The sequence below is a fragment of the Bradyrhizobium guangdongense genome (assembly GCF_006483445.1).
Classification (GTDB): Bacteria; Pseudomonadota; Alphaproteobacteria; order Rhizobiales; family Xanthobacteraceae; genus Bradyrhizobium; species Bradyrhizobium guangdongense_A.
Map to the genome: position 1 here is coordinate 1 of NZ_PPPT01000122.1, position 13,187 is coordinate 13,187.

Annotated in this window: 13 protein-coding genes; 7 read left to right on the plus strand and 6 right to left on the minus strand. The window is 64.0% G+C overall.

Going from position 1 to position 13,187, the window contains the following annotated elements; all coding sequences use genetic code 11:
- Window positions 1–104: 104 nt before the first annotated feature.
- The gene (locus C2U70_RS18005; RefSeq protein WP_140979773.1) at window positions 105–1,463 is read right to left on the minus strand and encodes an aromatic ring-hydroxylating dioxygenase subunit alpha; all 1,359 of its coding nucleotides are present in this window, start codon (window positions 1,461–1,463) and stop codon (window positions 105–107) included.
- A 182-nt stretch (window positions 1,464–1,645) separates the two neighbouring features.
- Here C2U70_RS18005 and C2U70_RS18010 point away from each other — a divergent pair, with 182 nt between their 5' ends.
- Both C2U70_RS18010 and C2U70_RS18015 read left to right on the plus strand, forming a co-directional pair.
- The gene (locus tag C2U70_RS18010) at window positions 1,646–2,431 is read left to right on the plus strand and encodes an IclR family transcriptional regulator domain-containing protein (RefSeq protein ID WP_140979774.1); all 786 of its coding nucleotides are present in this window, start codon (window positions 1,646–1,648) and stop codon (window positions 2,429–2,431) included.
- A 188-nt stretch (window positions 2,432–2,619) separates the two neighbouring features.
- The gene (locus tag C2U70_RS18015; RefSeq protein WP_140979775.1) at window positions 2,620–2,952 is read left to right on the plus strand and encodes a PRC-barrel domain-containing protein; all 333 of its coding nucleotides are present in this window, start codon (window positions 2,620–2,622) and stop codon (window positions 2,950–2,952) included.
- Window positions 2,953–3,107: 155 nt separating this feature from the next.
- Here the strand turns inward: C2U70_RS18015 and C2U70_RS18020 are convergent, their stop codons facing one another.
- From C2U70_RS18020 to C2U70_RS18040, 5 genes are all read right to left on the minus strand, one after another.
- On the minus strand, window positions 3,108–3,788 hold the full coding sequence (locus tag C2U70_RS18020) for a transglutaminase-like domain-containing protein (RefSeq protein ID WP_140979776.1): 681 nt from the start codon (window positions 3,786–3,788) through the stop codon (window positions 3,108–3,110).
- A 238-nt stretch (window positions 3,789–4,026) separates the two neighbouring features.
- Window positions 4,027–4,461 (minus strand): VOC family protein, encoded by a 435-nt coding sequence (locus tag C2U70_RS18025; protein ID WP_186294331.1) that lies wholly within the window; start codon window positions 4,459–4,461, stop codon window positions 4,027–4,029.
- Window positions 4,462–4,532: 71 nt separating this feature from the next.
- Complete coding sequence (locus tag C2U70_RS18030) at window positions 4,533–5,366, minus strand: helix-turn-helix domain-containing protein (protein WP_140979778.1); 834 nt, start codon at window positions 5,364–5,366, stop codon at window positions 4,533–4,535.
- Window positions 5,367–5,439: 73 nt separating this feature from the next.
- On the minus strand, window positions 5,440–5,832 hold the full coding sequence (locus C2U70_RS18035; protein WP_140979779.1) for a group II truncated hemoglobin: 393 nt from the start codon (window positions 5,830–5,832) through the stop codon (window positions 5,440–5,442).
- Window positions 5,833–6,741, minus strand: coding sequence for a helix-turn-helix transcriptional regulator (locus C2U70_RS18040; RefSeq protein WP_140979780.1), 909 nt, complete (start codon window positions 6,739–6,741; stop codon window positions 5,833–5,835).
- A gap of 122 nt (window positions 6,742–6,863) precedes the next feature.
- On the opposite strand from C2U70_RS18040, the gene C2U70_RS18045 reads away from it, so the two are divergent.
- The 5 genes from C2U70_RS18045 (at window position 6,864) to boxB (ending at window position 13,159) form a co-directional block, all read left to right on the plus strand.
- Window positions 6,864–8,405, plus strand: coding sequence for a benzoate-CoA ligase family protein (locus C2U70_RS18045; RefSeq protein WP_140979781.1), 1,542 nt, complete (start codon window positions 6,864–6,866; stop codon window positions 8,403–8,405).
- Window positions 8,406–8,517: 112 nt separating this feature from the next.
- Window positions 8,518–9,336 carry an alpha/beta fold hydrolase gene (locus C2U70_RS18050; RefSeq protein WP_140979782.1) on the plus strand — a complete coding sequence of 273 codons (819 nt, stop codon included), beginning with the start codon at window positions 8,518–8,520 and terminating at the stop codon, window positions 9,334–9,336.
- Between the two features lie 21 nt (window positions 9,337–9,357).
- Window positions 9,358–9,894: a DUF309 domain-containing protein gene (locus C2U70_RS18055; RefSeq protein ID WP_140979783.1), complete on the plus strand. Its 537-nt coding sequence runs from the start codon at window positions 9,358–9,360 to the stop codon at window positions 9,892–9,894.
- Window positions 9,895–10,004: 110 nt separating this feature from the next.
- Window positions 10,005–11,693, plus strand: a complete 1,689-nt coding sequence (gene boxC, locus C2U70_RS18060) for a 2,3-epoxybenzoyl-CoA dihydrolase (protein ID WP_140979784.1) — start codon at window positions 10,005–10,007, stop codon at window positions 11,691–11,693.
- A 14-nt stretch (window positions 11,694–11,707) separates the two neighbouring features.
- Complete coding sequence (gene boxB, locus C2U70_RS18065; RefSeq protein ID WP_140979785.1) at window positions 11,708–13,159, plus strand: benzoyl-CoA 2,3-epoxidase subunit BoxB; 1,452 nt, start codon at window positions 11,708–11,710, stop codon at window positions 13,157–13,159.
- Window positions 13,160–13,187 lie beyond the last annotated feature (28 nt).

Genomic DNA, 13,187 nt, shown 5'->3' on the forward strand with positions numbered 1-13,187 from the left:
GCGGCGGAAGCGTGCCCACCATGTCTGTCGCATGCCTGGCGAGATGGTGGGCACGGCGCGCGAAGAGCGCGCCTTTGCCCACCCTACGGGAGCGTGCATCGATCTCACTCCGCCGCCGTCAGCCGATGCACCTTGCCCGCGATGTCCTTCGGCACCGGCGCCATCCAGGGCGCGCCGCGGCGGCGCTTGACGTCGACCTCCATCCAGTAGGTTTCCCAGCCCTGGGTCGGCCCGATGCCGTCCATGGTCGACGGGCCCTGGATCGACCGCGCGTTGCTCGCGTCGAGATGCAGCATCGGCTTCTCGCCGCCCGCGACCTTCTCGATCTCCTGCCGCAGCAGGCGGCGATATTGCACGATCGCCTTGTCGCTCGAGCCGAGGTGTTCCTTGGTGCGGTCCTGGATCGCACCCATCGATTCCACCGCCCACTGGTCGTGCACGTTGATGTCGGTGCCCATGCCGGTATAGGTCGCGGTTTGCTGCTCGTGCGGATCGAAGCCGTAATCGTTGCCGCTGTTCTTGCGCGATTTGTAGTCCGGCAGCGTGTAGAGCTCGAGCCGCTGGTCGCGCATCTTGGTCTTGTCGACCGGCGTCGTGTAGCTCGTGAAGATCGCATACCAGTAGCAGTTCTCGTCATCGACAGGCACGTGCCACTGCGTGATCGTCATCTCCGTGCTCATGGGGATGACGAAGGCGTGCGGGAAGAGCTGGTTGGTGACGCGCACATGGGTGCGCTCCTCGTCGATCTCGCGCAACGCAATCAGCCGCAGGCCGTATTCGGTGTGCTCGACATTGATGATCGGGCAGTCGTATTCGCGCAGGATCTTCGTCATCGGCAGGTCGGATCCGGCGGAGGCGCCGCGGAACTGCTTGCCATAGGCCGTGGACGTGTCTTCGTCCTCGAAAAACCGGTGAAGATAGGAGGCGTGCGCGGGATCGATGCCGACCTCCAGCGCCTGCAGCCAGTTGCAGGCCATGTGGCCCTTGAACGCAAATGTATGCGTGCCGGGTGCAACGAAGCAGTCGAGCTCGGGGAATGCGGGCGGCTCGCCTTCGCCGAGCCAGGCCCAGAGGATGCCGCTCTTCTCGATGACGGGATAGGAGCGCTGCCGGATGCCCTGGCAGAGTTTTGAGTCCTTCGGCTCCGCCGGCGTCTCGATGCACTGTCCCGTCGCGTCGAACAGCCAGCCATGGAAGGCACAGCGCAGTCCGCCGTTCTCCAGCCGCCCGAAGGCGAGGTCGGCGCCGCGATGGGCGCAGTGGCGGTCCATCAATCCGTAGCGGCCGGTCTCGTCGCGAAACAGCACCAGGTTTTCGCCGAGCAGTTTCACCGGACGGATCGGACGCGCACCCTCCAGCTCGTCCACCAGCGCCGCCGGCTGCCAGTAGCTCCGCATCAGCTTGCCGCAAGGGTCCTTCGGCCCGGTGCGGGTGATCAGGTCGTTCTGCTCCTGGCTCATCATGGCGTGGCGTCCTTTTTCTCGAGCAGTCAGGTGCGCTTTCCTTCGCCTCTCCCCGCAAGCGGGGCGAGGGAGCTAACCAGTGTGCTCACCTAATCAAATTGTTCGCCTATTGAACGAATGGGCGAATTATGCCATGCCTTGATCCAGCGGCAAGCAATATTTTGCAGGAAATTCGCAAGGCCATGCCCAAACTGAAGCGAAGCGACACCGAAGAGCGTGCGACGGATTTCGTCGAGAGCCTCGACCGCGGCCTGCGGCTGCTCCAGGTCTTTGGCACGACCTCCGGTCCGATGACGCTGAGCGACCTCGCGCGCGCCGCCGACCTCCCGCGCGCGACCGCGCGCCGGATCCTGTTCACGCTTGGGCATGGCGGCTTCGTCGCAAGCGATGGCAAGCTGTTCTCGCTGACGCCGCATGTGCTGACGCTCGCGGCCTCCTTTCTGCGCTCCAACCAGCTCGTCGCCGTGCTGCAGCCGGTGCTCGACCGCATCGCCACCGCGGCGCAAGAAATTTCCTCGCTCGCGGTGCTCGACGGCGACGACGTCGTGTTCATCGCGCGAGGCAGTCCGATGCGCGTGTTCTCCGGCGGGCTCGAGATCGGTTACCGCCTGCCGGCGTTCTGCACCTCGGTCGGCCGCGCCATGCTCGGCCAGTTCGACGATGCGACGCTTGCGGCGCGGTTGAAGGCAATGAAGCGCGAGGCGCTGACGCCGCAGACGGTCACAGATGCCAGGGCGCTGCTCAAAACCATCGTCGCCGACCGCGCCCAAAACTATTCGCTGGTGGACCGCGAAGCCGAGCCGCATTTCCGCTCGATCTCGGTTCCCGTCCGCCGCTACGACGACACCATCGTTGCCGCCATCAACATGGGCGCCCATGTCGATCGCGTGCCGGTGCAGGAGCTGATCGAGCGGTTTCTCCCGCTGCTGCGCGATGGCGCGGAGTCCGTACGGTCGCAGCTCTTGTAGGGTGGGTTAGCTGAGCCGCCGCGCGAAGCGCAGGCCGCTCGGCGTAACCCACCTCTTTGGTGACCGCGTCGGCAGAAGTGGTGGGTTACGCCAGTGGACCGCGCTTCGCGCGGCCACGTGCTAACCCACCCTACGGTCTTGTCGCTTGTGCTATACTTCCCCCCACGCAAGAACCCAGGGAGATCACCATGCAACACACCATGGTTCCCAGCGATCGCGTGGAGCATGTCGGCGTCTACGGACGCAACGGCGTCAAGCTCGGCACGATCGAGCGGCTGATGCTCGACAAGGTGAGCGGCACGGTCGCCTATGCCGTGATCAGGACCGGCGGACTGATCGGCACCCGCCATCATTATCCGGTCGCATGGAGCGCGCTGAAATACGATCCGGCGCGGCAAGCCTTTCGCGTCGACGTGACGCTGGAGGAGCTCGCCAGCGGCCCCTGCGAATTCGACGGCGACGAATTCGATTGGGGCGATCGCTCGCAGCCCTACGCGCACGCGAATTACTGGTCGATCTAGGAAGCTTCGTAGGGTGGGTTAGCACGCGGCCGCGCGAAGCGCGGTCCGCTGGCGTAACCCACCTCTTCTCTCTCCATGTCAACAGAAGTGGTGGGTTACGCCGAGCCGTTTGCGCTTCGCGCAATCCGCTCCGCTAACCCACCCTACGCACCTCGTTACCCTTCCGCCGCTTCCCGCTCCATGTCGCGGCCGGAAAGATCCTCGCCCTGCATGTTGGCGTAGTCGCGCGCCATCTCGCGCATCAAAAACTTCGCCGGCACGTCGTGATAGGTGCCGCGATCGTTGACATATTGCATATAGGCGCGGCCCTCGCCGTCGAACGGATGCAGCAGCGCATCATTGTGGCCGTCGAAATCGAGCGGCGCCACGCCGACTTTTGCGCACAGCGTGTCGTTGAAGGTCGGCGTCGCCTTGCGCCAGGCGCCGTCGACATACACTTCCGTGAAGCCGTGCCAGGTGAAGATGTCGGTGCCCATGCTCTGGCGCAGCTTCTCGGTGGTGAGATGGTTCTTCACGTCGGCAAAGCCGACGCGGGCCGGGATGCCGTGGACGCGGCAGGCCGCGGCATAGAGCGCGGCCTTGCCGACGCAATAGCCCTGGCCCGCGGCGAGCACGCTGGAGGCGCGAAAGGTTTCGGCGACGCGCATGCTGACATAGGGATTGTAGCGGATGCCGTTGCGCACGGCCGTGTAGAGCACGCTCGCTTTTTCACGATGGCTGGCGTCAGCGCGCACTGCGCCTTTGGCGAAGGCCTCCACGGCCGGATGATCGCTGTCGATATATTCGGCGGGATCGGTGTAGAGGCGGCGGATGGTGTCGGGGAGATGATCTGTCATAAGCGGAAGCTTAAAGAAGCGGGGTCGGTTGGCAACGGCCCCGTCATGCGCTCTCGGATGAGAGGCCCTGCGCAATCCGCCCGCATGATGCAACGGTTCGTTCGTCGCACCCCTTGCGATGATGGCAATATACACCTGATTTGCCCGACGGGTCAAGAGAAATTTCGTAAAATCCGCAATCGCCCCTGAACCCGGCTACTGTGCATGGGGTTGTTTTCAAACTTGGCGCGGCCTGCACTCAGCCCGATAGAGGTTCTTCGCCGACCTTGGGCCAGTAGGTGCCAAAACTCCACAGCCCGCCCTCGGGATCGCGTGCCGCGAAATCGCGGCTGCCATAGTCGGTGTTGGTGAGTTCCATCTCGATCGAGGCACCAGACGCCTTCACCTTCGCATAGAGCGCATCGGGGTCATCGACCGCGAGATAGACCGCATCGGTCCGGCGTCCGCCGATGTCGCCGACCCGCTTGCCATAGGCGTCGTCGCGATGCGCGCCGAGCATCAGGATCGACGAACCGAAGGCGAGCTCGGCGTGAATGATGACGCCCTCGCGGCGGTAGATCACCCGCTCGGTGAACCCGAGTACGTCCTTCAGCCATGCGATCATCGCCTCGGCATCGTTGCAGCGCATGGTGTGGTAGAGGCGCGGCGCCTCGTTGGCATTCGGATTGGTCATGGAACTCTCCAGCTCGATGATGTGACCGAGCCTTAAGTCACTCCGTCGCGACCGGCTTGAACAAATGGGACCTATCCGCCGGCCTCGCGCGTCAGGCGCGGGTCGGTGCCATCGAGCCGCGCGGCCCATGCGGTCGGCGTCTCGCCGCTGAAGACGCGAAAATCACGCGCGAGGTGCGCCTGATCGGCATAGCCCGCATCGATGGCAATGGCCGCCCAGCCGTCGGCGCCGTGCGTGCGGGCGAGCGAACAGGCGCGATGAAAGCGGAGCATCTGCGCAAACGTCTTGGGCGCGACGCCGATCTCGTTCTGGAAGCGGCGGGCGAGATGTTTTCGGCTCCAGCCGATGTCGGCGGCGATCTCCCCGATTCTGACCGTGCCCGCGCTACGCCAGAGCATATGAAGCGCCGAGGCGATCGAAGGCGACGGCTCATGAACGGCGCGGCGAAGCACGAAGTCCTCCACGATCTCGAAGCGTCGCTGCCATCCCTCGGCGTTGGCGACCATCTCGCTCAGGCTCCTGCCGTCGCGTCCGAGCACATCATCGAGACCGACCATCCGTGCGGTCAGGTCAGGCACCGCGCCGCCGTAGAAGCGATAGGCGCCGAGCGGGGTGAAATCGACCTGGACGCAGGCGGCGCGGCCGTCGGATTCGATCTGTACCGGGCCGGGAAAGAGACCCGCGACGAAGCTCGGCTGCGCGTCGGCATCGCTGGGCGTGCGGCCGAGCGCGATGCGAAACGGCGAACCCAGATTGACCAGCAGCGGCAAAGCCAGCGGTGCTGCGTGCCGGAACGCGGTCAGGCCAATTCCGCGCTCGCGATAGAACGAGATGTTGGAGACGAGATGCGCCAGGCGCGGCGAGACCGGCCGGCTGATGATATCGGGGGCTACGCTGGCATCCATTGCGCATCTCTCGGGCTCTGCGCAGCATAGCGTCGAGATCGCGTCCCACCAATGGGACTTCTTTCGCAGGCCTCTACCGGTTCCGCATCCAGTCGGCGAGCCGCGACAGCGCCTGATCGAGGTCCTGACGCGCGACGACGTCAGTCACGGTTTCCTCCAGCGCGCCGCGCATACACAACAGCCAGGCGTCACGGTCGGCATCGCCGATCGCGACATGCATGTGGCGCTGGCGCAGCCGCGGATGGCCCTTCTCGACGGAATAGAGTTTTGGCCCGCCGGTCCATTCTGTGAGATAGCGCTTCAACACATCCTTGATCTCGCCGAGATCGGCCGCATGCATGGCGCGAATGGTCCGCGCCTCCGGCAGCGTATCCATTCGCTCGTAAAAGCGATCGACCAGCCGGTCGATCGTGGCCCGGCCGCCGATCCGCTCGAAGATGGAAACCGTGACGTCGCTGTCGGTCATCTACAGCGCCACGCTGCGCAGGCCAAAGCTGCGCGCTTCGTTTTGCAACACGGGGCGCACGGCATCGATCAGGCGCGCGGCCGCGGCATCGACGCTCAGGCCCGCGGTATCCACCACCGCCGCGGCACGCGAATAGAGCGGCTCGCGGCTGAGCAAAATGTTGCGCAGCTCCGCCATCGCCGAGCGGTCGTCGGCCATCGGGCGGAGATCGCCCTGGCGCCGCACACGCGCCATGTGCTCCTCGGGCTCGGCCTTCAGCCAGATCGTGTAGAACGACGACAGTATCTGGTCGAAGGTCAGAGGCTCCGAGACGATGCCGCCGCCGGTGGCGAGCACCATCAGCTCGTTACGCGCCAGCAATTGCTGGAGCGCGGCCTGCTCCATGCGGCGAAAGCCTTCCTGGCCGTAGAGCGCGATGATCTCGGCGACCGACAGCCCGTTCTGCTGCTCGATCTCCTTGTTGAGCTCGACAAAACTCCAGCCGATCTTCTTCGCCAGCATCCGGCCGAGCGTGGTCTTGCCGGCGCCGCGCAGGCCGATCAGCGCGATGCCGCAGAACGGCGCACGCCGCGGCGCGGATGCGCTGCCGCCGGCGAGCAGATCCTTGGCCTGCGCGATCTGCGCCGGTGTCGCCTTGCGCAGGAGGTCGCGAAACATCTGCCAGTCCGGCGTGGGCTCGATGGCGGGCAAGAGATCTTCCAGATGAGCGCCCATCGCGTCCGACACGCGCCGTAGCAGCACGATCGAGACATTGCCCTTGCCGCTCTCGAGCTGCGCGATGTAGCGCTCCGAAATGCCCGAGACTTTTGCGAGCACTTTTCGCGACATGCCGCGTAGCGCGCGCATGGTGCGCACGCGCTGGCCGAGCTGTTCGAGAAATTGGGATTCGGCGTCGGGACTGTCGGTCATTTGCCTTCTTTAGCGGATGTCCGGCGGCGCAATTTAATGAAACATAATGCCTGACAGCATTGACAGCAAGCTGTCGGGGTGTCTTTCTATGAATTATAATTCAAAATTCGGGGGAGAAGTCCGTGAGCGAGGGATCCTACAACGCGGTGACCTGGCTGCTCGATCGCAACGTCGGGGAGGGCAGGGGTAACAAGCTCGTCTTCGACGACACGGTCGCCCGTCTCACCTATCGCGAGCTCCAGCAACAGACCTGTCGTGCCGCCAACATGCTGCGCCGTCTCGGCGTCCGCCGCGAAGAGCGTGTCGCCATGATCATGCTCGACACGGTCGACTTCCCGATCGTGTTTTTGGGCGCGATCCGCGCCGGCATCGTGCCGGTGCCGCTCAATACGCTTCTGACGGCGGAGCAATATGCCTACATCCTCGCCGACTGCCGCGCGCGCGTGCTGTTCGTCTCCGAGGCGCTCTATCCCGTCATCAAGGATGTCGTCGGCCGCATGCCCGATCTCGAGCATGTCGTCGTGTCAGGCGCCAAGCAGAACGGTCACAAGCAGCTCAAGGAAGAGCTTTCCCGTGAGAGCGACAGCTTCGCCACCGCGGCGACGCATCCGGATGAACCGGCCTTCTGGCTCTATTCCTCCGGCTCGACCGGCATGCCCAAGGGCGTGCGCCATCTGCATTCGAATCCGCAAGCGACCGCCGACACCTACGCCAAGCAGGTGCTGGGAATCCGCGAGAACGACGTTTGTCTTTCGGCGGCAAAGCTGTTCTTCGCCTACGGCCTCGGCAATGCCTTGACCTTCCCGATGTCGGTCGGTGCCACCACGATTCTCAACAGCGAGCGCCCGACGCCGGCGCGCATGTTCGATCTCATGAACAGATACAAGCCGACGATCTTTTACGGCGTGCCGACGTTGTTCGCGGCGATGCTCAACGACGAGGCCACGAAGAACGAGCGCGGCGGCGGCGCCTTGCGCATCTGCACCTCGGCCGGCGAAGCGTTGCCGGAATCGGTCGGCAATCACTGGAAAGAACGTTTTGGCGTCGACATTCTCGACGGCGTCGGCTCGACCGAGCTGTTGCACATCTTCCTGTCGAACGCGCCCGGGGACATCAAATACGGCTCGTCGGGCAAGCCGGTGCCCGGCTATGCGGTCCGGCTGGTGAACGAAGCGGGCGAGGACGTGCCTGACGGCGATGTCGGCGAGATGGTGGTCGACGCGCCGTCCGCCGGCGAAGGCTACTGGAATCAGCGCAGCAAGACCCGCCGCACCTTTGAGGGAAGCTGGACCCGAACCGGCGACAAATATGTCCGCGACGCCGAAGGGCGCTACACCTTCTGCGGCCGCTCCGACGACATGTTCAAGGTGTCAGGCATCTGGGTCTCGCCCTTCGAGGTCGAGAGCGCACTGATCACACACCCCGCCGTGCTGGAAGCGGCCGTCGTGCCGGAAGCCGATCCCGAAGGCCTGTTGAAGCCGAAGGCGTTTGTCGTGCTGCGTCCGGATGCCAAGACGAACGACCTTCAGGAGATGCTGAAGGAGCACGTCAAGCACAAGATCGGTCCCTGGAAATATCCGCGCTGGATCGACGTGGTGGATTCGCTGCCGAAGACCGCGACAGGAAAGATCCAGCGGTTCAAATTGCGGGAAGGGGCGCGTTAGCGGCAGCCGTCATGGCCGGGCTTGACCCGGCCATCCACGTGCCACCGCGATTGAAGGAAGACGTGGATGCCCGGGTCGAGCCCGGGCATGACGACGGAAAGAGCACGACAGCATGACCAACCTCACCCCCACAGGCTTCCTCACCGTCGGCAGCGCCAGCCTCGAATATAAATGGCTGGCACCACAATCCACCGATGCGCCGACCATCGTGATGTTGCATGAAGGCCTCGGCTCGGTCGGGCTGTGGGGTGACTTCCCGGAGAAGCTTCGACACGCAACCGGCGCCGGCATCTTCCTTTACTCGCGCGCGGGCTACGGCCAGTCGTCTCCGGTAACCCTGCCGCGACCACTCGACTACATGCATCGCGAAGCGCTCGACGTGCTGCCAAAGCTGCTCGATGCCATCGGCTTCCAGCGCGGCCTGTTGCTCGGCCATTCGGACGGCGCCTCGATTGCGGCGATCTATGCCGGCTCGCATCAGGATCATCGGCTGCAGGGCATCGCGATGCTTGCGCCGCATTTCATCGTCGAGGACATCTCGGTGAAGTCGATCGCAGAGATCAAGACAACCTACGAGACCACCGATCTCAAGGCCAAGCTCGCGCGCTGGCACAAGGACGTCGACAACGCCTTCTACGGCTGGAACGGCGCCTGGCTCGATCCGAAATTCCGCGACTGGGATATTTCAGACTATCTCGCCTATATCCGCGTACCCATGCTGATCGTGCAGGGTGTGGATGATCAATATGGGACAATGCGCCAGGTCGAGATTGCGCAGGAAGAGTGCTATTGTCCGGTAGATTTGAAAGTCATTTCAGGAGCGGCACATTCGCCGCATCGTGAAGCGCCGGGGGCGACGCTTGACGCGATTGTACAATTTGCCGAGGCGGCCCTTCGCAACGATCGGGGCTTGCAGGGATACGCAGCATAATTCATCGGGGGCACGCCTCCGATGAACGTGCCACCAGTTCCGCGTGCGCCATTGCGTTGGCCGCAATGGGCCTATGTGCCAGGTGAAACCAGCGACGCCGAGGCCGACTTCGAAACCCTTGATATGGCCAAGGCGCTGGTGCCCTCGGCGTTCCGCGGCTATGTGCCGGCGCGGCATCCGGCGCTGCGCTATGGGCTGTCGCTGAACGATCGCGGCTACTTCTGGGAAGCGCAGGAGGTGCTGGAAGCGGTCTGGGCCGCAGCGCCGCAAGGCGGCCGCGAGCGCATCCTGCTGCGGGCCTGCATCCATATCGCCAACGCCAATCTGCGGCTGCGCATGCTGAAGCCGCATTCGGCCTCGCGCCTGTTTGGCGACGCGCTTGGCGAGCTGCGGACGCTGTCGGCCCGCAAGGCGACCGCCGCCGGCGACGGCTTTGCCGACGGCTTTCCCACCGAGCCGCTGTCGGCCCTGCTGCAGGCCAAACTCGGCCGTCCGCAGCTCTCCAAGGCCGACTGGATCGCCTTGGGTGCCGTGACCCATCCCAAAACGACCGGATGAAACAAAATGCATGTCTGGTTCGTTATGGGCTAGACGCGGTCTAAAAGATGCATTATTGTGCATCTAACGCTTAAGACCTAAGCCCACAATAAAACGCGCAAGGGTGGCTCATGGCCGGGGAAGACCGTCGCCTCGCAGGCGGTGCAAAATTCATCGATTTCCAGACCGAACCGTCGCGCTACCGGCACTGGAAGCTCGCCGTCGACCGCGATGTCGCAACCCTGACCATGGATGTCGACGAGAATGGCGGCCTGTTCGAGGGCTACCAGCTCAAGCTCAATTCCTACGATCTCGGTGTCGACATCGAGCTGGCGGATGTTGTGCAGCGTCTGCGCTTCGAGCATCCCGAGGTGAAGGTCGTGGTGATGCGTTCGGCCAAAAACCGCGTGTTCTGCGCCGGCGCCAACATCCGCATGCTCGCGGGCTCGACCCACGCCCACAAGGTCAACTTCTGCAAGTTCACCAATGAGACGCGCAACGGCATGGAGGATTCGTCGGAGAATTCCGGCCAGCGCTTCATCACCGTGGTGAACGGCTCGGCTGCCGGCGGCGGCTATGAGCTCGCGCTTGCGACCGACCACATCATCCTCGCCGACGACGGCGCCTCCGCGGTGGCTTTGCCGGAAGTGCCGCTGCTCGCGGTGCTGCCGGGCACCGGTGGCCTCACGCGCGTCGTCGACAAGCGCAAGGTGCGCCGCGACCACGCCGACTTCTTCTGCACGATCGAGGAGGGCGTGAAGGGCAAACGCGCCGTGCAGTGGCGTCTGGTCGACGAGATCGCGCCGAATTCCAAGCTCGAGGCGAAGATCGCCGAGCGCGCCAAGGAATTTGCTGGCCAATCCAAGCGTAACGGCTCCGGCAAGGGCATCGCGCTGACGCCGCTCAAGCGCATCATCGACGAGGCCAGCATCCGCTACGGCTTCGTCAATGTCGACATCGACCGGGCGGCCCGCATCGCGACCATCTCGATCAAGGCGCCGGAGGCGGCCCCGCCCGCCGATATCGACGGGATGCTTGCGCAGGGCGCCTCGTTCTGGCCGCTGCAGGTCGCGCGCGAGCTCGACGATGCGATCCTGCACTTGCGCATCAACGAGCTCGAGATCGCGATGCTCGTGTTCAAGAGCCATGGTGACCGCGCAAACGTGCTGGCGTCCGACGCCTTCCTCGAAGCCAACAAGGCGCACTGGCTGGTCAATGAAATCAGGCACTATTGGAAGCGCGTACTGAAGCGCATCGACGTCACCTCGCGCACGCTGGTGACGCTGGTCGAGCCCGGCTCCTGCTTTGCCGGCACGCTCGCCGAGCTCGTCTTTGCCGCCGACCGCTCCTACATGCTGATCGGCACGCGCCAGGGCGACAACCCTCCGCCGCCGTCGATCGAACTCTCCGCGATGAATTTTGGCCCGTATCCGATGAGCCACGGGCTGACCCGCCTGCAATCGCGCTTCCAGGCCGATCCGTCCGACGTGGAGCGCGCCGAAGCGACCATCGGCACCAGCCTCGATGCCGAGGAGGCCGAAGAGCTCGGCCTCGTCACCTTCGCGCTCGACGACATCGACTGGGACGACGAGGTCCGCGTGTTCCTCGAAGAGCGCGCGAGCTTCTCGCCCGACAGCCTCACCGGCATGGAAGCGAGCCTGCGCTTCGTCGGCCCTGAGACGATGGAGTCAAAGATCTTCGCGCGCCTGACCGCCTGGCAGAACTGGATCTTCCAGCGCCCGAACGCCGTCGGCGAGGAAGGCGCGCTGCGCCGTTACGGCAGCGGCCAGAAGCCCAAATTCGATATGACACGAGTTTAAGGAGACGCACGGCCATGAACATGAACATCATGAACGTCGACTACTCGACCAAGATTCCCAACAACGTGAATCTCGCCGAAGACCGCCAGGTGCTGAAGGCGCTCGAAGGCTGGCACCCCGGTTACATGGACTGGTGGAGCGACATGGGGCCTGAAGGCTTCCAGGAATCGCTCGTGTATTTGCGCACCGCCTATTCGGTGGATCCGCGCGGCTGGGCAAAATTCGATTACGTGCGCATGCCCGAATATCGCTGGGGCATTCTGCTTGCGCCGCAGGAGGAGAACCGCGTCGTTCCCTTCGGCGAGCATTATGGCGAGCCGGCCTGGCAGGAAGTCCCGGGCGAGCACCGCGCCATGCTGCGCCGCCTGATCGTGATCCAGGGCGACACCGAGCCGGCCTCGGTCGAGCAGCAGCGCCATCTCGGCAAGACCGCGCCCTCGCTCTACGACATGCGCAACCTGTTCCAGGTCAATGTCGAGGAAGGCCGCCATCTCTGGGCGATGGTCTATCTGCTGCAAAAGTATTTTGGCCGCGACGGCCGCGAGGAAGCCGATGATTTGCTGCGTCGCCGCTCGGGCGATGCGGATGCGCCGCGCATGTTAGGGGCCTTCAACGAGGCGACGCCGGACTGGCTGTCCTTCTTCATGTTCACCTACTTCACCGATCGCGACGGCAAGATGCAGTTGCACTCGCTGGCGCAGTCGGGGTTCGATCCGCTGTCGCGCACCTGCCGCTTCATGCTGACGGAAGAAGCGCACCACATGTTCGTCGGCGAGACCGGCATCACCCGCGTCGTGCAGCGCACGTGCGATGCGATGAAGGCGGCTGGCATCACCGATCCGACCGACATCGCAAAGGTCCGCGCGCTCGGCGTCATCGACCTGCCGACCATCCAGAAGAAGTTGAACCTGCACTACACGCTGTCGCTTGATCTGTTCGGCTCGGAAGTCTCGACCAACGCTGCCAACGCGTTCAACGCCGGCATCAAGGGCCGCTACCACGAGACCCAGATCGACGACGATCACCAGCTCAAGAACTCGACCTATCCGGTGCTCAAATATGTCAACGGCGAGATCAAGATGGTCGACGAGCCGGCGCTGACCGCGCTTAACATGCGCCTGCGCGACGACTACAGCCAGGACTGCGTCAAGGGCATGCTGCGCTGGAACAAGGTGATCACGACCGCGGGCTACAGCTACCAGCTCAAGCTGCCGAACGTCGCCTTCCATCGCCACATCGGCGAGTTCAAGGACGTGCACGCCACGCCCGAGGGCATCTTGATCGACGATGCGACCTGGGCCAGGCGCAAGGATGAATGGCTGCCCTCGACCAGCGACGGCGACTTCATCACCTCGCTGATGAAGCCCGTCACCGTAACAGGCGAATACGCCTCCTGGATCTCGCCGCCCAAGGTCGGCATCGACAACAAGCCCGGCGATTTCGAGTATGTGAAGATCGAGACGTAATTTCCTTCACCTCTCCCCGCTTGCGGGG

Coding starts and splice junctions, on each gene's coding strand:
- boxC (WP_140979784.1), top strand. CDS start 10,005: ATGGCCGGGGAAGACCGTCGCCTCGCAGGCGGTGCAAAATTCATCGAT.
- C2U70_RS18030 (WP_140979778.1), bottom strand. CDS start 5,366: ATGGATGCCAGCGTAGCCCCCGATATCATCAGCCGGCCGGTCTCGCCG.
- C2U70_RS18025 (WP_186294331.1), bottom strand. CDS start 4,461: ATGACCAATCCGAATGCCAACGAGGCGCCGCGCCTCTACCACACCATG.
- C2U70_RS18010 (WP_140979774.1), top strand. CDS start 1,646: ATGCCCAAACTGAAGCGAAGCGACACCGAAGAGCGTGCGACGGATTTC.
- C2U70_RS18055 (WP_140979783.1), top strand. CDS start 9,358: ATGAACGTGCCACCAGTTCCGCGTGCGCCATTGCGTTGGCCGCAATGG.
- C2U70_RS18035 (WP_140979779.1), bottom strand. CDS start 5,832: ATGACCGACAGCGACGTCACGGTTTCCATCTTCGAGCGGATCGGCGGC.
- C2U70_RS18005 (WP_140979773.1), bottom strand. CDS start 1,463: ATGATGAGCCAGGAGCAGAACGACCTGATCACCCGCACCGGGCCGAAG.
- C2U70_RS18015 (WP_140979775.1), top strand. CDS start 2,620: ATGCAACACACCATGGTTCCCAGCGATCGCGTGGAGCATGTCGGCGTC.
- C2U70_RS18050 (WP_140979782.1), top strand. CDS start 8,518: ATGACCAACCTCACCCCCACAGGCTTCCTCACCGTCGGCAGCGCCAGC.
- boxB (WP_140979785.1), top strand. CDS start 11,708: ATGAACATGAACATCATGAACGTCGACTACTCGACCAAGATTCCCAAC.
- C2U70_RS18040 (WP_140979780.1), bottom strand. CDS start 6,741: ATGACCGACAGTCCCGACGCCGAATCCCAATTTCTCGAACAGCTCGGC.
- C2U70_RS18020 (WP_140979776.1), bottom strand. CDS start 3,788: ATGACAGATCATCTCCCCGACACCATCCGCCGCCTCTACACCGATCCC.